The organism is Streptomyces sp. NPDC021020, from assembly GCF_044333285.1.
Taxonomy (GTDB): Bacteria; Actinomycetota; Actinomycetes; order Streptomycetales; family Streptomycetaceae; genus Actinacidiphila.
Window position 1 is genome coordinate 575,438 of sequence record NZ_JBIRQQ010000002.1, and the last position, 18,163, is coordinate 593,600.

Here is an 18,163-nt window from a genome sequence, read left to right on the forward strand (position 1 = left end):
GACCCCACCAGGTCGGCGTGATCCCGTCACGCGCCCATGCCCTCCAGGACCGGGTGCAGGCGGGCCGGCTGCGGGCCGCCGTCGCCGCCGGGGGTACCGCGGTGCTGTGCCGGGTCCTCACCGGGACGGGCGGTGTCGGCAAGACGCAACTGGCCGCGGACCACGCCCGTACCGCGTGGGCCGGCGGCGAGGCGGACCTCCTGGTGTGGGTGACCGCGGTGGACCGCGCCGCTGTCGTCGCCGGACTGGGGCGCGCCAGGGTCGCGGGCGCCGACCCGGCCGACCCGCAGGCCGCCGCCGAGGCGTTCGTGGCGCGGCTGGAGCCCAAGGCCGGGCAGCGGCCGTGCCGGTGCGCGGCTACCGCGAGCGGCTCGCGGACCGCGCCCGCACGCTCTCCGACATGAGCCCGGACGTCCTCCCCGACAGCCAGGGCCACAGCATGGCCGCCGCATGGTCGCTGTCCCTGGAGCAGGCCGACCGGTTGCGGCCTGCCGGGCTCGCACGGCCCATGCTGCGCCTCGCCGCCTTCCTCGACGCCGGCGGCACCCCCGCCGCCGCCCTGCTCACCACCCCGGTGCTCGGCCACCTCGCGGCGCACCGCCCGGCGGGCAGCGCGCCGTCCGGGCGCGGCGGCGCCGTCGCCGCCGAGGACGCCATGGGCGCCCTGCGCGCGCTGCACCGTCTCAGCCTGCTGGACGTGTCCGAGGGCGCGGGCCGGCAAGGCGCGTCGGTGCGGGTCCACCAGATCGTCCAGCGGGCGACCCGCGACAACCTTTCCCCCGCCCTTTACGGGGAGACCGCCCGCGCGGCGGCGGACGGCCTGGTCGCGGCGTGGCCGGACGTCGAGCGGGACACCGCCCTGGCCCAGGCGTTCCGGGCGTGCGCCTCGGCACTGGCCTCGTTCGCGGAGGCCGCCGGCTGCCTGTACCGGCCGGACGCCCATCCGGTGCTGTTCCGCGCGGGGACGAGCCCGGGGGAGTCCGGCCAGGTGGTCGCGGCCGTCCGCCACTGCGAGGAGCTGAGCGCCCGGGCGCGGCACCACCTCGGCGCCGACCACCCCTCCGCCCTCACCGCACGCCACAACCTCGCCCACTGGCGTGCACGGGCAGCGGAGGAGCCCCTGCCGTGAACCGCGGCCGGCGCCCCGGGCGCGCTCACGGCGTTGAGGGACTCGGAGCCGTCGCGTTCGGTCGGTGGGACACCGTGGCCCCCGGCGCTTTCCGGCGCGCGGGCCGCGTAGGCTAGGAGCGTCGAACGGCGGAGGGGCTCGCCGTCATCCGCGGCATTCCGCCGCCAACGGTCCCTACCTTCACAGGTAGGAGAACCATGCCCCCGTTTCCTCACACCTCGCGGTCGCGACCGCCGAGCCTTGCGCTTCCTCGCGCCCTCCCGGCACGGCCGGGCGCCGGCGTCGGCGCGGGCGGGGCGGTGCGTGTGCTGCCTTCTCCCGGACTTCCGGCTTCCCCGACGAAGGGCTGACCATGTCGATCCAGATCACGACGCTGCACGCTGTAGAGATCCTCGATTCCCGGGCTCGCCCCACACTGGCGGTGACGGTCGGTCTGTCCGGCGGCGCGGTGGGGCGCGCGGGGGTGCCGTCCGGCGCCTCGACGGGCTCCGGTGAGGCGGTGGAGCTGCGCGACCAGGACCCGGCGCGTTACGCCGGGCAGGGGGTGCGCGGCGCCGTCGCGCATGTCAACGGTGAGATCGCCGACGCCCTGCGCGGCCGGGACTTCGCCGACCCGGCCGCGCTCGACCGGGCACTGATCGAGCTGGACGGGACCGCGGACAAGTCGCGGCTGGGCGCCAACGCGATCGTCGGGGTCTCGATGGCCGCCGTACGGGCCGCGGCCGCCCAGGCGGACGTACCGCTGTGTCGGTACCTGGCCCCGATCGGGGTCGATCCGCGGCTGCCCGTCCCGCACTTCAACGTGCTCAACGGCGGGGCCCACGCCCCCAACCCGCTGGACTTCCAGGAGTTCATGATCGCCCCGCTGGGCGCGCCCGACCTGCCCGAGGCCGTACGGGCGGGCGCCGAGGTCTACGCGGCGCTGCGCAAGCGGCTGCGGGACGCCGGCCACGACACCGGGCTCGGCGACGAGGGCGGCTTCGCCCCCGCGCTGTCCCGGCCCGAGGACGCCCTGGAGCTCATCACACTCGCCATCACCGACGCCGGGCACACCCCCGGCCGGGACGGCGTCGCGATCGCGCTCGACCCCGCGGCCAGCGAATTCCGGCAGCCGGACGGGCGCTACCGCGTCGACGGCGAGCTGCTGAGCAGTCAGGACCTCATCGCCCGCTACGCGAAGATCATCGACGAGTACCCCGTGTGGAGCATCGAGGACGGGCTCGGCGAGGACGACCACGACGGCTGGACGGCCCTCACCGCCCACCTGGGCGGGCGCGTGCAGCTCGTCGGCGACGACAACTTCGTCACCGATCCGGCGGTCATCGCCGACGCGGTGCGCGACGGGATCGCCAACGCGTCCCTGATCAAGCTCAACCAGATCGGCACCGTCTCCGAGACGCTCCACGCGATGGCGGTCTGCCGTGACGCCGGCTACGCGGCGATGGTCTCGCACCGCTCCGGCGAGACGGAGGACACCTTCATCGCCGACCTCGCGGTCGGCACCGGCTGCGGCCAGATCAAGTCCGGCGCCCCCGCCCGCGGCGAGCGCGTCGCCAAGTACAACCGGCTGATCGAGATCGCCGCCGAGCACCCCGACCTGCCCTACGGCCTCCAGCCGTGACGTGTCCGCATGCGCCCGGCGCGCTGGTGCTGCTGCGCCACGGGCAGTCCACCGCCAACGCCGCGGGTGTCTTCACCGGGTGGACGGACGTGCCGCTGACCCCCACCGGCCGCGTCGAGGCGCTCACCGCCGGGCGCCTGCTCGCGGCGGCCGGGCTGCTCCCCGACATCGTCCACACCTCGGTGCTCCGCCGCACCGTCAGCACGGCCGACCTGGCGCTGGCCGTGCTGGAGCGGGACTGGATCCCGGTGCGGCGGACCTGGCGGCTCAACGAGCGCCATTACGGCAGCCTCACCGGCCGCCGCAAGCAGGACGTGCGCGCGGAGGCGGGGGAGGAGCGGTACGCGGTGTGGCGGCGGTCGTTCGACGTGGCGCCGCCGCCCGCCGCGCCCGGGAGCACACCTCCGGCGGGCGACCCGCGCTACGCCGCGCTCCCGCCGGACGCCCGGCCGGACACCGAGAGCCTGGCCGACGTCCAGGCGCGGCTGCTCCCTTACTGGGCCGACGCCCTGGCCGCCGACCTGCGCCGGGGCCGCACCGTGCTGGTCGTCGCGCACGGCAACTCGCTGCGCGCGCTCGTCGCCCACCTCGACAGCCTGCCGCCCGAGGACGTCCCAGGACTCAACATCCCCACCGGTATCCCGCTGCACTACGCCTTCGACTCCTCCCTTCGGCCCGCGGCCCCCGGCGGCACCTATCTGGACCCCGAAGCGGCGTCCCGGGCAGCGGAGGCGGTGGCACACCAGTGAGCGGAAGCCGCCCCGGTCCGGCCCCCGCACCGTCGCGCGCGGCGCGCAGCACATGCGTCGCCTCGCAGGACAATCCCCTACGAATGGAGCAACCGTGCCCGAGCTGAGGTCACGTACGGTCACCCACGGCCGCAACATGGCGGGTGCGCGCGCCCTCATGCGCGCATCCGGCGTGGACAACGCCGACATCGGCAAGCCGATCGTCGCGGTCGCCAACAGCTTCACCGAGTTCGTACCGGGGCACACCCACCTCCAGCCGGTCGGCCGGATCGTCTCGGAGGCGATCAAGGCGGCCGGTGCGGTGCCGCGTGAGTTCAACACGATCGCGGTGGACGACGGCATCGCGATGGGCCATGGCGGCATGCTCTACTCGCTGCCGTCGCGCGACCTGATCGCCGACTCGGTCGAGTACATGGTGCAGGCCCACTGCGCGGACGCGCTGATCTGCATCTCCAACTGCGACAAGATCACCCCGGGCATGCTGATGGCCGCGCTGCGGCTGGACATCCCGACGGTCTTCGTCTCCGGCGGTCCGATGGAGGCCGGGCGGGCGACGCTGGTCGACGGCACGGTCCGCAAGCTGGACCTGATCAACGCGATGTCGGAAGCGGTCGACCCGTCGGTCTCCGACAGCGAGCTGGCGCGGGTCGAGGAAGCCGCCTGCCCCACCTGCGGGTCGTGCTCGGGGATGTTCACCGCCAATTCGATGAACTGCCTGGTCGAGGCGCTGGGCCTGGCACTCCCGGGCAACGGCACGGTCCTGGCCACCCACACCGCCCGCAGGGCGCTGTACGAGGACGCGGGCCGCACCGTGGTCGAGCTGACCCGGCGCCACTACGAGCAGGACGACGCCACCGTGCTGCCGCGCGCCATCGCCACCGGCGCCGCGTTCGAGAACGCGATGGCCCTGGACATCGCGATGGGCGGCTCCACCAACACGATCCTGCACCTGCTCGCGGCCGCTCGCGAAGCGGACGTCCCTTTCACCCTCGCCGACATCGACCGCCTCTCACGTGGCGTTCCCTGCCTGTGCAAAGTCGCGCCCAGCAGCACCTTCCACATGGAGGACGTGCACCGCGCGGGCGGCATCCCCGCCATCCTCGGCGAGCTGCACCGGGCCGGTCTCCTCGACGAGGACGTCCACACCGTCCATTCCGCCTCGCCGGCCGACTGGCTCAAGCAGTGGGACGTGCGCGGCGGCTCCCCGTCACCGCGGGCGGTGGAGCTGTTCCACGCCGCCCCCGGCTGTGTGCGCTCCGCGCAGGCGTTCTCGCAGTCGGAACGGTGGGAATCGCTGGACGTCGATGCCGTGTCGGGGTGCGTGCGTGACCCGGCACACGCGTACTCCGCCGACGGGGGGCTCGCCGTCCTGTACGGAAACCTGGCCGTTGACGGGTGTGCGGTCAAGACAGCCGGGGTCGACGAGGCGAACCTGTCCTTCCAGGGGCCCGCCGTCGTCGTGGACTCCCAGGAGCAGGCCGTCGAGGTGATCCTCGGCGGGCGGGTGAGGCCCGGGGACGTGGTCGTCGTCCGCTACGAGGGCCCCAAGGGCGGCCCGGGCATGCAGGAGATGCTCTACCCGACCGCTTATCTGAAGGGCCGGGGCCTCGGCACGTCGTGCGCGCTGGCCACCGACGGCCGTTTCTCCGGCGGCACGTCGGGCCTGTCCGTCGGCCACGTCTCCCCGGAGGCGGCCGCCGGCGGCACGATCGCCCTCGTCAGGGACGGCGACCCGATCCGCATCGACATCCCGGAGCGCTCCATCGACGTGCTGGTGGGCGAAGCCGAGTTGGCGGAACGCCGTGCCGCGCTCAGCGGGACGTACGCGCCCCGCGACCGCGACCGCCAGGTCTCACCGGCCCTGAGGGCGTACGCGGCGATGGCAACCAGCGCGGACACCGGAGCCGTGCGCGATGTCACGCTGCTCCCCTGATGCGGTCGCCGGACGCCCGCCGGGGGCTGACCCGGCGTCACGCCGGCCGGCCCCCGGCGGCGGCACCCAGCACGTCACGTGCTTCCACCCTGCCCCACGGCGGCCGTGGCGGTGCGTGGTGAAGGCCGTCCGGGTGGAGTCGGCTCCTCCCGCTCGGGAGGCGGCGCGGTGACGGCCGACGACGTCAACCCCCCGCCCGTCGTCGCCCCTGTGCGCGCGTCGGCGCCTCGGCTGACGGCGTGGCGCTTCGTGATGGCCTTCGGGACCGTCAGCCTGCTGATGGACTTCGTCTACGAGGGCGCGCGCTCGGTCACCGGGCCGCTGCTCGCCCACCTGGGGGCCTCGGCTCTGGTGGTGGGCGTGGTGACCGGGGTGGGCGAGGCCGCCGCGCTGGGGCTCCGGCTGGTCTCCGGGCCGCTGGCCGACCGTACCCGCCGGTTCTGGGCCTGGACCGTCGCCGGGTACGCGCTCACCGCGGTCACCGTGCCGGTCCTCGGCCTCGCGGGGGCGCTGTGGGCGGCTTGCGCTCTCGTGATCGCCGAACGCGTCGGCAAGGCCGTGCGCTCCCCGGCCAAGGACACCCTCCTGTCCCATGCCACCGCGGCCACCGGCCGTGGCCGGGGATTCGCTGTGCACGAGGCGTTGGACCAGGTCGGCGCGGTGCTCGGTCCGCTGACGGTCGCCGGGATCCTCGCCCTTTCCGGCAACGGCTACGGCCCCGCTCTGGGCCTGCTCGCCCTGCCCGGGGCGGTCGCGCTGGCGCTGCTCGTCCGGTTGCGCGCCCGCGTGCCCGACCCCGTCGCCTACGAGGCCGCGGCCGGCCCCGTGCCCGTCAGTGTCGCCCCCGAGCAGCGGATACGCGTGCGGCTGCCGAGGGCGTTCTGGGTGTACGCGGGCTTCACCGGCGCGACCATGGTCGGATTCGCCACCTTCGGCGTCCTCTCCTACCACCTGGTGCGGCATCACCTGCTGCCCACCGCCGCTGTGCCGGTGCTCTACGCCGCCGCCATGGCAGTGGACGCGCTCGCCGCACTGGCCACCGGCTGGCTCTACGATCGCTGGGGCGCCCGCGTCCTGGCCGCCCTGCCCGTGCTGTCCGCCGTCGTGCCCGTTCTGGCGTTCACCGACGCCGTGTGGCCGGCCGTGCTCGGCGCGCTGCTGTGGGGCGCTGCCCTCGGTATCCAGGAGTCGACCCTGCGGGCCACGGTCGCCGACCTGGTCCCCGCCGGCCGCCGCGCCACCGCGTACGGCCTCTTCGCATCGGCCATGGGTGTCGCCACCCTGGCCGGCGGCGCTCTGACCGGGGCCCTCTACGAGGTCTCCGTCCCCGCGCTGATCACCACCGTGGCCGCCGTCCAGACCGCCGCCCTCGTGCTGCTTCTCGCCCTGCGTGTCCCGCGTGCCTGACGCCCTCCGGCCCCGGCCGACCGCGCGGAAGGATCCGTCGGCCGGCGTCCGTTTGCCGGGGGCGACCGGTCGCGCGACGATGGAGGCCTGTGGCGATGAGGCTCGCCCCGACCGCGGAGATCCGCTGATGGCCTCTGTTCCACCGCGCATCCCTGCGAGCAGGGGTGCCTTACGGTCGGAGATGCCGCCATGACCATGGTTTCCGAGCACCCGGGGTCCGATCGGTCTCCGGAGACCCGCTGCTGCGTCGCCGTCTTCCGCGACGATTCCGTGCTCCTGGTACGGAGCCAGGAGAACGGCTCGACGGTGTGGAAGGTCCCGGGCGGCCACGTCCGCGCCGACGAAGGCCTGGCGGCCTGCGGTCGCCGGGAGCTGCGTGAGGAAACGGGGCTCGAAGCAGGCCGGCTGCGCTGCGGGCTCTTCCAGGAGGTCCACGACGAGGCCTCGGGCCGCTACATGGTCGAAGTCGTCCTCTTCCCGCTGGAGAAGGTCCACGGTGAGCCGCGTGCGTGCGAGAGCGGCCGGCAACCGTACTTCGTACCCCTCTCGGCGCTCGCCCGCCTGACCCTGCGCCCGTCGATCAGCGGGCACCTCCACGGCCTGCACGACCTGCACCGCCGCGAGCTGGCCGACCAGGACGAGGAGCCGGGCCCGGAGGACACGACGACTCCGGCGATGGGGATGTACCCGCCGCCGCGGTGAGCACCTCACCTCCCGGGTGGGGAGGGGCGACCGGCTAGGGGCGGCGCGCGGTGGTGCCGTACACCTGCTCGTACAGGTCCTCGCCGTGGCTGGTCGGCTCCGGGGGCCCCTCGACGAGGCGGAAGGTGCGGGTGCCGTCCGCGCGACGCTCCGCTCTGAGGAACAGCGCGTCCGTGCCGTAGTGCGTTCGGAGGCTGGAGGCGAGGTCGTACAGGTGCGTCACGCAGAGGATCTTCACTCCGGCTTCGCGCAGCGCCCGGAAGATCTGCCGGGCGATCTCCGAGCCTTCGCGTTCGTTGGTCGCGGCGAAGGACTCGTTGAACAGCACGAAGCTGCCGGGGGTGAGGCGGCCGACGATGTCGTTCATCCGGGCCAGTTCCTCGTCGAACTTGCCGCTGGCCATGTCCGGGTCCTCCTCGCGGCGGCAGTGCGTGAACACCGCGTCCCGGATGTCGGCGGTGTAGTGGTCGGCGGAGACGAACATGCCGGCCTGCATCATGATCTGGGCGAGTCCGGCACTGCGCAGGAAGGTGGACTTCCCTCCCTCGTTCGCTCCGGTGACCACCAGCAGGCCCGGTCCGTCGGCATCGACGTCGTTGCCGACGACGGGCTCCTCGCGGCGCAGCGCCAGGCACGTGTCGTACAGGCCCCGGCAGGACAGGACCGGCGCGCCGGCCGGCAGCGGCTCGGGGAAGCAGACAGGCTCGTCCTTGCCCTCCAGTAGGTGGTGCAGGTTCAGGCACGCGACGTAGAAACCCAGTTCGTGGCGGAGCATGACGAAGAAGCCGAGGATGTGGTCGGCGGAGCGGGCCAGCGCGTCGGCGGCCAGGTTGATGCCGCGCCCGCGCAGATCCCCCAGGTACTGTGCGCCGGCCTCGTCCCGGTCCGGTACGCGGTAGGTGTACGAGGTGGGCGCGCTGCTGGTGAGCCGGTCCAGCCAGCCCTGCCGGGAGGGCGGTTCGCGCAGGACGTAGCCGGTGCCCTTGAGCCCTTGGCCGAGGGCGGCGCCGACCTGGACACCGCCCCGGAACTTCAGCTGCGTGAGGTGCTCCTCCACGGTGGCGAAGTAGTCGTCGTCCAGCTCCGTCGCGAGCATGGCGAAGAACCGCGTGAAGCCCTCCGAGCCGAACGCGGCGGCGTGTTCGTCCTGCACGTGCCGCAGCCTGTGCAGGTGGTCCATGAACAGGTCGAGGACCTCCACGGCCCGGTGGAGGATCGAGTCGGCGGTGTGCAGGAAGCTGCCGAAGACCCGCCGCTCGCCGTTGATCGCGGAAACGGCGGTCGCGTAGAGGTCGCGTACGACGTCGGGGTGGGCCAGGGCGTCGGCGAGGATCCGCTGGCGGTAGACGATGACCTCGGGGTCGAGCAGCCCGTTCAGCAGGACGCGGGTGGAGACGTCGCGGAGGAAGTCGTCGTCGCCGGCCATGGCGTCGAAAAGGGTGTCCAGGTCCAGGTCGCGGGTGAGATCGGACGTCTGCGCGGGGAGTTCCCCCTGCCAGTCGATGTCGTGCTCGGGATGGAGCAGGAGTGCCTTCATGACGAGAGCCGTTCCTTGAGCTGCCGGTACGTCAGGTGGTATTTCTCCGCGATCGCGAGGGCGTGGGTGATGCCGCCCGGGGGCTCGCGCACCACGCGGTAGGTGCGCCGGGCCGGATCGTCGGGGACGACCGTGCTGACCATGCTGACGGTGCTCGGCCCCAGCGAGGCGAGTTCGTCGACGAAGGTCACGCACACGCACAGCAGGTCGTGCTCGATGACGCTCTCCAAGGTGCGCGTGCCCAGGAGCACCGCGTCACGGAGCGTCGTGGAGGTGAAGACCTCGTTCATGACGACGACGCTGGACGGTGTCGCCTGCGCGAGGATGTCGCGCGTGCGCACCAGATCGTCGTACAGCTTGCCGCTCAGGTCGGTGAGGTTCTCGCCCCGCTCGAAGTGGGTGAAGAGCTGGTCGCACAGGAACAGCCGGGCCCGGCTGCCCGGGACGGGGCAGCCGAGGGCGGCCAGGTGGTGCAGCTGTCCGAAGGCGCGGGCGAAGGTGGTCTTGCCGCCCTGGTTGGGACCGGACACCACGATCACCCGCTCGGGACCGGACAGTTCGAAGTCGTTGGGCACGACCGGGGCGCGTGCGCGTACGAGCTTGGCGGCAAGCGCGATGTCGAACACGTCGCGGCCGAGAACCTCCTTGGAGGTGTCGTCGACCTCCGGACGGCAGAACGCCAGGCCCGCGGCCTTGAGCGGCGCGATGTACTCCAGGTAGGCCAGATAGAACTGGACCTCCCGGTCGAAGGCCTCGACCGTGGGGTCGAGGAAGTCCCCGTAGCGCTCGCAGTAGGCGTCCAGCTCGGCGAAGACGTCGGGAAAGAGCCTCGCCACCCGGTCGAGCACCGCTTCCTCGACGTGGTTCATGGCGATGTCCGAGCGGTAGGGGACACGGTGGTCCGTGGGCTCCCCCTGGCTGAACTTCTCGAAGACACCCACGACGTGGGCGCCGTAGTCGACCTGCTCCAGGCCGCCGCTGACCCGGACCCGGCCCGGGGTGATGTGCAGGCTGTAGCGGACCTCCGACAGCCGGGTGGCCAGGCTCCCGGTGGCTTCGGACAGCCCGCGGAAACGGTCACCGGAGCGGTAGGCGGCGACGTGGTCGCGGACCGCCGCCATCCCGGCGGACCGCAGGTCGCCGCGGTCGAGGACTTCCGCGACCTCCCCGACCGCCCGGCAGTACGTGCCGACGGCGTCCAGAAACCAGCTCTCGCGCTGGTAGGGGTGGTGCAGCCGGTGGGCCTGCCGCAACTGCTGCCGCGCCTCCCGCATCCGGCTCCCGAAGGCCGCGACACCGGCGACGAGGTCCGGGTCCTCCAGATCCCGGAACACCGCCTGACGGTGGGCGACCGTCTCCAGGGTGCGGATCGGGGTGTGGAAGAAGGGCGCGAGATCGTGGTCCTTGCGGCCCGCGGTGAGGTCGCGGACGACCTGGTCGAGGTTGAGGTCGCCGAAGAACGAGGGCTCCCCGGCCGCGGGGAGCGCCGCGTCCGCGGCGTCGGTGAACAGCACGCTGGGCAGTGGCTCGGCCATGGCAGGGGTCCTCCGCGACGACGGTGTGGCGCGTGCCTGTCCGTCAGACATCCCCGCCCCCGCCGTCCCGTCCGACGTGGCGGACCACTTCCACCTCCTCCATGATCATCAAACCTGGCGCGGGAAGCTCGTCGAGCTCCGGAAGGAAGCCGCGTACCCGCTCCTCGGAGTCGACGACGACCACCGCCACGGGCAGGTCCTCGCTGAGGGAGAGGAACCGGGCGGTGTGGAGGGAGGAGGAGCTGCCGTAGCCCTCGACGCCGTGGAAGACCGACGCTCCGGCCAGGCCGGCGCCGTGGGCGCGGTGGACGATCTCGGCGAACAGGGGCTTGTGGTGCCAGGTGTCGGATTCGCTGAGGAAGATGGTCAGCTTCACCGCGTTTCCGGTCTGCTTCATCGACGGCTCCCCGTGGTGTCGGCAGCGTGGGCGACCGCGCGCTCGCGCGAGGCCCTGATCTCCTCGTAAGTGCGCTCCCGGCCCTCCCAGTGGGAGCCCTCGACGGATTTGCCGGGCTCCAGGTCCTTGTAGACCTCGAAGAAGTGGGTGATCTCCAGCCGCTGGAAGTCCGGGACGTCCGCGATGTCCTGGAGGCCGGCGTAACGGGGGTCGTGCGCCGGTACGCACAGGACCTTCTCGTCCGGTCCGTGTTCGTCCGTCATGGAGAACATGCCCACGGCCCGGCATTCGATCGCACAGCCCGGGAAGGTCGGCTCCCCCGTCAGCACCAGGGCGTCCAGCGGATCGCCGTCCCCGCCGAGCGTCCCCTCCACGTAGCCGTAGTCGGCCGGGTACTGCGTGGAGGTGAACAGCATGCGGTCCAGCCGGATCCGGTGCAGTGTGTGATCCATCTCGTACTTGTTCCGCGATCCCTGCGGGACCTCCACGACGACGGTGAAATTCATGAGTGATCTCCTGCTCGGTGGGCGGAGGGGTCCGGCGGGATCCACGGTGCGCGGACGGACCCGTGGCGGCCTTCACACGGGTGTCCGGGGCAACAGGAACGGTCGGGGGAGCGCCCGACGGCGCGTGCACGCGCGGGGAACCGGACGGAGACTGCGGAATCGGGCATGAGGACTCCTGGTCGTGTCGATCGTCAACAACCAGGGACCGTCAGCGACCTCGTAGGCCGCGGTTGCGGTGAGCCCCATCACCGGTACAGGAAATGTACACCGTCGGCCCGCTCCGCCGGCCGTCCCGAACACGTGGGCGCCGTGCCGTGTTCAGCGGCCGGGCGCGGGGCTGACGAGGAGGACGGGCAGGTCCGCGTCCTGGGCGAGGGCGCGGGCGACCGGTCCGAGCCCCGCGGCACGCAGGCGGCTGTCGTCCCCGTGCCGGCCGGCGACGATCAGGTCGCAGTTGTGTGCCGTGGCGCAGGTGCGCAGCTCCCGGGCGATGTCGGTGTGCTCGCCCCATTCCAGGCGCACATGGGCTCCGTACGTGCTGACGGCGCCCGCGGCCCGGTCGAACCGGTCCTCCAGCCAACGCCGTTGGGAAGCGATGTCGCGTTGCTGCTCACCCGCGGTCTCGATGTGCTCCGGCGGGTTGAGAACGGCGCGGGCGATGACGGTTCCCCGCTCGCCGGCGAGGGCCAGCGCCGTCGTCAGCGCCGTGTGCGCGGCGGGGGACGCGTCCCAGCCCACGAGGATGCGGTGGAACGGGCTTGCGGTCATCGGGGTTTCTCCTCGGTGCCGGATCGTGGGGTGCGCGGGAATGCGGCGCCGGGTCAGGCGAAGCCCGCGACCAGGGCGAGCAGCGCGACCAGGACGACGAGCATGTAGGCGAGATAGGCGTCGAGCCGTCCGGACTGGAGCCGTTTGAAGGCCGCGACGAGGATTCCCAGGAGTGGCCGGAACGGCCGGTAGAGGTACGCCTCGACGACCTCGACCACCTCCGCCGAGTAGCTGATCACCCCGCCCGTCGCCGCTGTCGCCGACGTGGCGTCCCGCGGTGCGGCCGCGGGGTGGGCGGGGCCGGTGCGGCTGCGGGTGAGCAGGACGCCGGCGAGGACGCGCCGGGTGGGGTTGGCGTAGCCGAAGGGCGTGTACTGGTCCTGTCCGTGCACCCCGCCGCCGGCCGAGCGCCAGGCGGGGGTGCGCCGCACCCGCAGCGCGCTTCCACGGGACGCACCGAGCAGCAGCAGGAGTGCCGTCGCCAGGAAGAGCAGGGGCAGCACGACCCACAGCCAGCTCGGCGACAGGACGGAGAAGTCCCCGAACACCGGCTGGACGGCCCAGGGGGACTTCAGCGCACCGCGGCCCGCCTCCGCCGGTACGAGCTGCCGCAGACCGCGGACGACGACCCGGATCTCCAGCGGCGTCAGCGCGGCCACCAGCAGACCGCCGACGATCAGCACGAGCACCCCGAGGCGGCCGGGCAGGCCGAGGTCGTCACGGCATCCGGCGCGGCCGGGGGCGGCACCCCGGCGCGGACCGAGAACGATCATGCCGACGATCCGGACGAAGGTCACCGAGGCGAAGCCCGCGGTGAGCGCGACCAGCGCCCCCGCCACCGCGAAGGCCAGCGCGTACGGCAGATGGGGCAGCCGGAACTGCTGCATCAGGGATTCGAGCAGGAACCACTCCGAGACGAAGCCCGCCGTCGGCGGCAGCCCGGCCAGGGTGACCGCGCCGACGGCGATCGCCGCGCCCGCCCAGGGACGGCGCCGTCCCGCTCCGCGCAGCCGTTCCAGGTCACCGGTTCCCGCACCCGACTCGAACCCCGCGGCGCCGGCGAACAGCAGCGACTTGGCGAAGGCGTGCGCGACGACCTGCAGCGTGGCGGCGATCAGCCCGACCGCGGCCAGCCGCGGGCTGTCGCGGCACACCCCGACCAGGGCCACGGCGTAGCCGGTGCAGATGAGCCCGGCGTTCTCCACGCTGGAGTAGGCGATGACCCGCTCCAGGCGGTTCTGCACCGCCGCGTGGGCGATGCCCAGCAGAGCCGTGAGCGCGGAGACCACCAGCAGGGCGACCGCCAGCCAGACCGGCGGCCGGCCGAACAGGTCGAGGGTCCGCCACAGCCCGTAGAAGCCCGCGTTGACCGCGACCCCGGCCATCAGCGGGCGCAGCCCCGCGGGCGCGGCCGCGTAGCCGCGGGGCATCCACACCTGCACCGGGGCCAGGCCGACCTTGATCGCGAACCCGAGGACCAGCAGCACCCACACCGTGCCGTGCAGGGTGCCCGCGGGCAGCCGGGCGAGGTCGGCGAAGGCGAATCCGCCGGCCTTCGCGGCGGCCGCCAGCATCCCGAGCAGCAGGGCCGCGCCGGAGACCTTGCCGAAGCCGGCCGTGGCGACCGCCGCTCCGAGCCGGCGGTGCCCGGCCGAGGCGAGCAGGTAGAAGCCGACGGTCAGGGCTTCCCACGCCATCAGGAACAGGAAGACGTTGTCGGCGCTCTGCACGACGGCGACCGCCGCGAGCACCGCCGCACTGTACGTGGCCGGTCCCCGGCCGCCCGCGCGCCCCGGCGCCCAGCCCGCGGCGGTGAGGCACGCGGCGACGGCCACCGAGAACGTCAGCAGCCAGAACAGCCCGGAGAGGGGGTCCACCACCAGGCCGCTCCTGCCGAAGCCGAGCCAGGTCCCGAAGCCCAGCCCCGGCCTGTCGCCCGGGGTGTTGAGCGCCACGGCGCCGACCGCGGCGAGGCAGCCGGCCCCGGCGGCCGCAAGGACGTAGGGCACCGCGGCCTGCCAGGGGCGCCGTACGCCGCCGGGCCACGGCGCCAGGTCCGCCACGGCTGCCGCGGCGAACAGCAGCAGGCCGGCACCGATCAGCGTGCTCATCGCCGGGCCCCCTGACCGGTGATCCGGCCCGCGGCCAGCAGGAGGGCGTGCAGCAGCGAGAACGGGCTCGGCGGTGACCCCGGCACCCAGACGTCGACATCGGTCAGCGAGCCCAGCCCGCCGTGGGTGGCGTAGGAGTCGGCGAACACGCCGCCGCTGCACGCGTCGGTCCCGGCGGCGACCACCACCACCGGTTGCGCGGTGGCTTCGTACGTGCGGCGCAGCGGCGCCGCCATGCCGCGGGTGCCGGCGCCGGTGACCAGCAGGACGTCGGCGTGGCGGGGGCTGGTGGTGAAGAACATGCCGAGGCGGTGGATGTCGTAGACGGGGTTGGTCAGGGCGGCGATCTCCCACTCCTCGCTGCCGTCGGACCCGGCATCGACGTGCCGGATGTGCAGGGAGCGGCGGAAGCGGCGGGTGCGGGCGGCCAGGTCCGAACGGATCCTCTCCAGCGCGTCGTCGCTCTCGGCCTGCCCGGGTACGACGAGCGCCGAACGGGGACCACCGGCGGTGCCGGATCCCGGTGCCTCGGCGAAGACCTCGGGCCACAGGTCGGTGCAGCGGCGGCACATGATGCACCGGCCGCGGTCGACCCGGGTGACCCCCTCGTCGGCGGTGATCGCCCCGGTCGGGCACAGCGCGGCGGCCTCGGCCGGGGTCAGCGGGGCGACGCCCCGCCGTACGGTGACGGCCGCGGGAAAGGTCGCGGCGTACGGGTCGGGCCCGGCCGGGTACGCGGTCGTCACCACGCCCTCGCGCAGGCCGCGCAGGAACCAGGGCATCAGATGGCCGCCCCCGCGATCGACAGGCCGAAGCTCGCCTCGACGAACGGGAAGTCGGTGAGGATGTCGCCGGCGAACACCTCGTGGAAGAGCACGAGATTGTGGAAGGACGCCGAGCGCGGCGCGCACCGTGCCACCCGCCCCTGGTCGAGGCGCAGCACGTACAGCGTCTCGCCCTGCGGCCCTTCGGCCCAGCCGGACGCCTCTCCGGTCAGGTCGCCCGGCAGCTCCACCGCCGGCGGCGGATCGGCGGCGAGGACGCGCAGTTCGTCCACGACCTGGCTGAGCAGCCGGAAGGACTGGGCGATCTCGTGACCGCGGACGCGTGTGCGGGCCATGACGTCGCCGCCGGGGTGTTCCGGCGGCGGTCCGAGCGCGAGGGAGCCGTAGGCGTCGTACGGGCGGTCCAGGCGGGCGTCGGAACCGCACCCCGAGGCCTTGCCGATCGGGCCGAGCGCGCCGTGGCGGCGGGCGAGGCCCACCTCCAGCGGGCCGGTGCCGCGCAGCCGGTCCAGGAAGGACGGGGTGGTCATGGCGGCGTGCCAGTCGGAGATGACGGCGGTGTGCAGGCGGCCGAGTTCGGTGCCGAGACCGGCGGCCGGGAGGGCGGGCAGACCGCGTACGCCGCCGGGCACCACGACGCCGCGCCCGAAGCGGCTGCCGCACAGCCGTCCGGTGAGCCGCAGCACCCGCTCCTTGTGCAGTCCGAAGCGGGCGGTCGCGACGGCCAGCCCGGCGGCCTCGGTGAGCCTGACCATGACGTCGAGGTGGTTGGCGACACGTTCCAGTTCGGCGAACAGGACGCGTACCAGCCGCGCGGCCCACGGCACGTCCGCGCCGGCGCAGGTCTCGGCGGCGTGGCAGAAGGCCAGGGCGTGCGCGACGGAGGCGATCCCCTCGACGCGTTCGGCGACGAGGACGGCGTCGGCGGCCGTACGGCCCTCGAACGCCTTGGACACGCCGCGGTGCTTGTGGAAGAGGCGGATCTGTACGCGGGGGATGTCCTCGCCGGGGGTCTCCACCAGATACTCGACGGATTCGGTGACCCCGGAGCGGACCGGGCCGTGCGGGATGGTGAAGACGCCGGGGCCGGTCAGGGCGCGGGGGATCGCGCTCTCCTGCGGGTCGAGCGGCCGCGGCCGGCGGGCGGTGCCGGGCAGCGGCGTGTGCTCGGGGTCCCGCAGGGGCAGCAGCAGGGGGTCGAGCCGGGGGTGGCCGGCGGGTGTGACGCCGAACAGGTCGTGCAGGACCCGCTCGTACCAGAAGGCCGCGGGCAGGTCAGGGGTGAGCGAGGGGTAGGTGAGGGCGTCCGGCGGGAGCGTGGTGCGCAGGACGAGCGCCGTGGGCGCACCCTGCGGGAAGAGATACGCGGACAGGCCCACCGCGCCGTCCTCCTCGGCCGAGCCGAACAGCCCGGCGAAGCGGGCCCCGCGCGGTCCGGCGACCAGCCGGGCCACCTCGTCGCGCCACTCGCCCCGCGGAGACGGACCACCCGCGGACGTCGGCTGCGGCGTCGTCATGGCCGGCCTCCCAGTTCGGCCGCACCGCGGTCCAGCAGCCGGGCGAGGTCCGCGGGCGGGTGCAGTCCCAGCACCAGCAGTGCCACCACCCCGGCGAGCACCGGTGCGACCATCCACGCGCTCGGCTCGCCCTTCCGCGGCGGCGTGTCCTCCCGGGCGGCCGGTTCCAGGACGATGCGGGTCGCCGCGATCGCCAGGCCCATGAAGGCGACGGTCACCAGGACGACGAGAACGGCCGCGGGGCCGTACGCCCGCGACCGCAGGCCGCCGGCGACGATCTGGAACTCGCTGCGGAAGATGCCCGAGGGCGGCATCGCCGACAGGGCCAGGATCGCGGCCAGGAACAGCGGCGCCGACCACGGCAGCAGGCTCGCACCGCCGCGCAGGTGCGCGATCTCCTTGGTGCGGAACGTCCGCACCAGCGCGCCCGCGCCCATGAACGCGTTTCCCTTGGCGGCCGCGTGCGCCAGGACGTGCAGCAGCACCCCGGCGGAGGCGAGCCGGGCACCGAAGCCGACACCCGTGGCGAGGATGCCCATGTGCTCGACGCTGGAGTACGCCAGCAGGCGTTTGATGTCGTGCTGGTCCAGCAGGTACAGCGCCGCCAGCAGCAGCGAGGCGATCCCGAGGACGACCAGCACCGCCCGCGGGAAGCCCGGCCCGAGGCACGCGGAGGCGACCTGGAAGTACCGCAGGACGGCGTAGAAGCTGACGGCCAGCAGCGAGCCGGAGAGCATCGCGGAGACCGGGGTGGGTGCCTCGGCGTGCGCGTCGGGCAGCCAGGTGTGGACGGGGACGAGGCCCATCTTGGTGCCGAAGCCGAGGACGGCCAGGGCGAAGGACAGCCGCACGACGGTGTGCGGCAGGTGCGGTGCGGCCTTGAGCAGGGGGGCGAACGCCAGGTCGTAGGTCCGGCCCAGTTCCTGCGCGCCCGCGTAGTACATGAAGATCGTGGCCAGCAGCGCCACGCCCAGACCCACCGACGCGATCAGGACGTACTTCCACGCGGCCTCGGTGGCGCCCTCGGTGTTCTCCACGGCGACCAGCAGCGCGGAGATGACGGTGGTGACCTCCACGGCCACCCACAGCAGCGCGAGGCCGTCGACCAGGGGCGCGCACAGCATCGACCAGGCGAAGAGGTTGAGGCCGAGGTAGAAGCGGCGGGCGTAGCGCGGGAAGTCGTGGGCGTGCTCGTCGTGCCGCAGGTAGCCGATGCTGTGCGCGGCGCAGGTGGCGTAGACGAAGGCGGTCGCCACGACGAAGACGGTCGACAGGGCGTCGGCGTGCAGGATGCCCGCGTCCACGTCGCTGCTTGCAGCACGCGGCACGAGCGCGAACGCCAGACCGAGGCACGCGGCCCCCGAGACCACCGTGAGGTACTGGGTGAGTTTCGGCGGTGCGAGCAGGGCCGCCGCCGCGGGCAGCAGGGGGAGGAGCGCGAGCAGGACCGGTACGGCCTTCACCGT

16 protein-coding genes and 2 riboswitches are annotated in these 18,163 nt (G+C 73.6%); of the genes, 7 read left to right on the plus strand and 9 right to left on the minus strand.

All coding sequences use genetic code 11. The annotated features are described in order from the left end of the window. Nucleotides 1-17 precede the first annotated feature (17 nt). From ACH4SL_RS06880 to ACH4SL_RS06910, 7 genes are all read left to right on the plus strand, one after another. The gene (locus ACH4SL_RS06880) at nucleotides 18-404 is read left to right on the plus strand and encodes a hypothetical protein (RefSeq protein ID WP_398442355.1); all 387 of its coding nucleotides are present in this window, start codon (nucleotides 18-20) and stop codon (nucleotides 402-404) included. Further along, nucleotides 401-1,129, plus strand: a complete 729-nt coding sequence (locus ACH4SL_RS06885; RefSeq protein ID WP_398442356.1) for a hypothetical protein — start codon at nucleotides 401-403, stop codon at nucleotides 1,127-1,129. Before ACH4SL_RS06880 ends, ACH4SL_RS06885 begins: the two co-directional genes overlap by 4 nt. Nucleotides 1,130-1,481: 352 nt before the next feature. Further along, complete coding sequence (gene eno, locus ACH4SL_RS06890) at nucleotides 1,482-2,750, plus strand: phosphopyruvate hydratase (RefSeq protein WP_398442357.1); 1,269 nt, start codon at nucleotides 1,482-1,484, stop codon at nucleotides 2,748-2,750. After that, complete coding sequence (locus tag ACH4SL_RS06895) at nucleotides 2,747-3,499, plus strand: 2,3-diphosphoglycerate-dependent phosphoglycerate mutase (protein WP_398442358.1); 753 nt, start codon at nucleotides 2,747-2,749, stop codon at nucleotides 3,497-3,499. The genes eno and ACH4SL_RS06895 overlap by 4 nt, the downstream gene beginning before the upstream one ends. A gap of 94 nt (nucleotides 3,500-3,593) precedes the next feature. Beyond that, nucleotides 3,594-5,432, plus strand: a complete 1,839-nt coding sequence (ilvD, locus tag ACH4SL_RS06900) for a dihydroxy-acid dehydratase (protein WP_398442359.1) — start codon at nucleotides 3,594-3,596, stop codon at nucleotides 5,430-5,432. A gap of 168 nt (nucleotides 5,433-5,600) precedes the next feature. After that, nucleotides 5,601-6,839 carry an MFS transporter gene (locus tag ACH4SL_RS06905; protein WP_398442360.1) on the plus strand — a complete coding sequence of 413 codons (1,239 nt, stop codon included), beginning with the start codon at nucleotides 5,601-5,603 and terminating at the stop codon, nucleotides 6,837-6,839. Nucleotides 6,840-6,921: 82 nt separating this feature from the next. Then, a riboswitch (Fluoride riboswitch) is annotated at nucleotides 6,922-6,983 on the plus strand. A 45-nt stretch (nucleotides 6,984-7,028) separates the two neighbouring features. Continuing rightward, nucleotides 7,029-7,541, plus strand: a complete 513-nt coding sequence (locus tag ACH4SL_RS06910; RefSeq protein WP_398442361.1) for an NUDIX domain-containing protein — start codon at nucleotides 7,029-7,031, stop codon at nucleotides 7,539-7,541. 34 nt (nucleotides 7,542-7,575) lie between these two features. Here the strand turns inward: ACH4SL_RS06910 and ACH4SL_RS06915 are convergent, their stop codons facing one another. From ACH4SL_RS06915 to ACH4SL_RS06955, 9 genes are all read right to left on the minus strand, one after another. Next, the gene (locus ACH4SL_RS06915) at nucleotides 7,576-9,078 is read right to left on the minus strand and encodes a hypothetical protein (protein ID WP_398442362.1); all 1,503 of its coding nucleotides are present in this window, start codon (nucleotides 9,076-9,078) and stop codon (nucleotides 7,576-7,578) included. Continuing rightward, nucleotides 9,075-10,613: a hypothetical protein gene (locus ACH4SL_RS06920; protein WP_398442363.1), complete on the minus strand. Its 1,539-nt coding sequence runs from the start codon at nucleotides 10,611-10,613 to the stop codon at nucleotides 9,075-9,077. The genes ACH4SL_RS06915 and ACH4SL_RS06920 overlap by 4 nt, the downstream gene beginning before the upstream one ends. A gap of 43 nt (nucleotides 10,614-10,656) precedes the next feature. Further along, nucleotides 10,657-11,010 (minus strand): DUF190 domain-containing protein, encoded by a 354-nt coding sequence (locus ACH4SL_RS06925; protein WP_398442364.1) that lies wholly within the window; start codon nucleotides 11,008-11,010, stop codon nucleotides 10,657-10,659. Continuing rightward, entirely contained in the window at nucleotides 11,007-11,516 is a 510-nt protein-coding gene (locus tag ACH4SL_RS06930) for an inorganic diphosphatase (protein ID WP_398442365.1), read from the minus strand. The genes ACH4SL_RS06925 and ACH4SL_RS06930 overlap by 4 nt, the downstream gene beginning before the upstream one ends. A gap of 192 nt (nucleotides 11,517-11,708) precedes the next feature. Further along, nucleotides 11,709-11,775: riboswitch (Fluoride riboswitch) on the minus strand. A gap of 59 nt (nucleotides 11,776-11,834) precedes the next feature. Continuing rightward, nucleotides 11,835-12,284: a universal stress protein gene (locus ACH4SL_RS06935; RefSeq protein ID WP_398442366.1), complete on the minus strand. Its 450-nt coding sequence runs from the start codon at nucleotides 12,282-12,284 to the stop codon at nucleotides 11,835-11,837. Between the two features lie 53 nt (nucleotides 12,285-12,337). Beyond that, nucleotides 12,338-14,395, minus strand: a complete 2,058-nt coding sequence (locus ACH4SL_RS06940) for a proton-conducting transporter membrane subunit (protein ID WP_398442367.1) — start codon at nucleotides 14,393-14,395, stop codon at nucleotides 12,338-12,340. Then, entirely contained in the window at nucleotides 14,392-15,177 is a 786-nt protein-coding gene (locus ACH4SL_RS06945) for a ferredoxin (RefSeq protein ID WP_398442368.1), read from the minus strand. Before ACH4SL_RS06945 ends, ACH4SL_RS06940 begins: the two co-directional genes overlap by 4 nt. Continuing rightward, nucleotides 15,177-16,697 carry an NADH-quinone oxidoreductase subunit C gene (locus tag ACH4SL_RS06950; protein WP_398442369.1) on the minus strand — a complete coding sequence of 507 codons (1,521 nt, stop codon included), beginning with the start codon at nucleotides 16,695-16,697 and terminating at the stop codon, nucleotides 15,177-15,179. The genes ACH4SL_RS06945 and ACH4SL_RS06950 overlap by 1 nt, the downstream gene beginning before the upstream one ends. Beyond that, on the minus strand, nucleotides 16,694-18,160 hold the full coding sequence (locus ACH4SL_RS06955) for a proton-conducting transporter membrane subunit (RefSeq protein WP_398442370.1): 1,467 nt from the start codon (nucleotides 18,158-18,160) through the stop codon (nucleotides 16,694-16,696). Before ACH4SL_RS06955 ends, ACH4SL_RS06950 begins: the two co-directional genes overlap by 4 nt. Nucleotides 18,161-18,163 lie beyond the last annotated feature (3 nt).

Bases quoted from the DNA above. Each gene is read 5' to 3' on its own strand.
- ACH4SL_RS06910 (WP_398442361.1), top strand. From the start codon at position 7,029: ATGACCATGGTTTCCGAGCACCCGGGGTCCGATCGGTCTCCGGAGACC.
- ACH4SL_RS06925 (WP_398442364.1), bottom strand. From the start codon at position 11,010: ATGAAGCAGACCGGAAACGCGGTGAAGCTGACCATCTTCCTCAGCGAA.
- ACH4SL_RS06920 (WP_398442363.1), bottom strand. From the start codon at position 10,613: ATGGCCGAGCCACTGCCCAGCGTGCTGTTCACCGACGCCGCGGACGCG.
- ACH4SL_RS06940 (WP_398442367.1), bottom strand. From the start codon at position 14,395: ATGAGCACGCTGATCGGTGCCGGCCTGCTGCTGTTCGCCGCGGCAGCC.
- ACH4SL_RS06930 (WP_398442365.1), bottom strand. From the start codon at position 11,516: ATGAATTTCACCGTCGTCGTGGAGGTCCCGCAGGGATCGCGGAACAAG.
- ACH4SL_RS06950 (WP_398442369.1), bottom strand. From the start codon at position 16,697: ATGACGACGCCGCAGCCGACGTCCGCGGGTGGTCCGTCTCCGCGGGGC.
- ACH4SL_RS06885 (WP_398442356.1), top strand. From the start codon at position 401: ATGAGCCCGGACGTCCTCCCCGACAGCCAGGGCCACAGCATGGCCGCC.
- ACH4SL_RS06935 (WP_398442366.1), bottom strand. From the start codon at position 12,284: ATGACCGCAAGCCCGTTCCACCGCATCCTCGTGGGCTGGGACGCGTCC.
- ACH4SL_RS06915 (WP_398442362.1), bottom strand. From the start codon at position 9,078: ATGAAGGCACTCCTGCTCCATCCCGAGCACGACATCGACTGGCAGGGG.
- eno (WP_398442357.1), top strand. From the start codon at position 1,482: ATGTCGATCCAGATCACGACGCTGCACGCTGTAGAGATCCTCGATTCC.
- ACH4SL_RS06945 (WP_398442368.1), bottom strand. From the start codon at position 15,177: ATGCCCTGGTTCCTGCGCGGCCTGCGCGAGGGCGTGGTGACGACCGCG.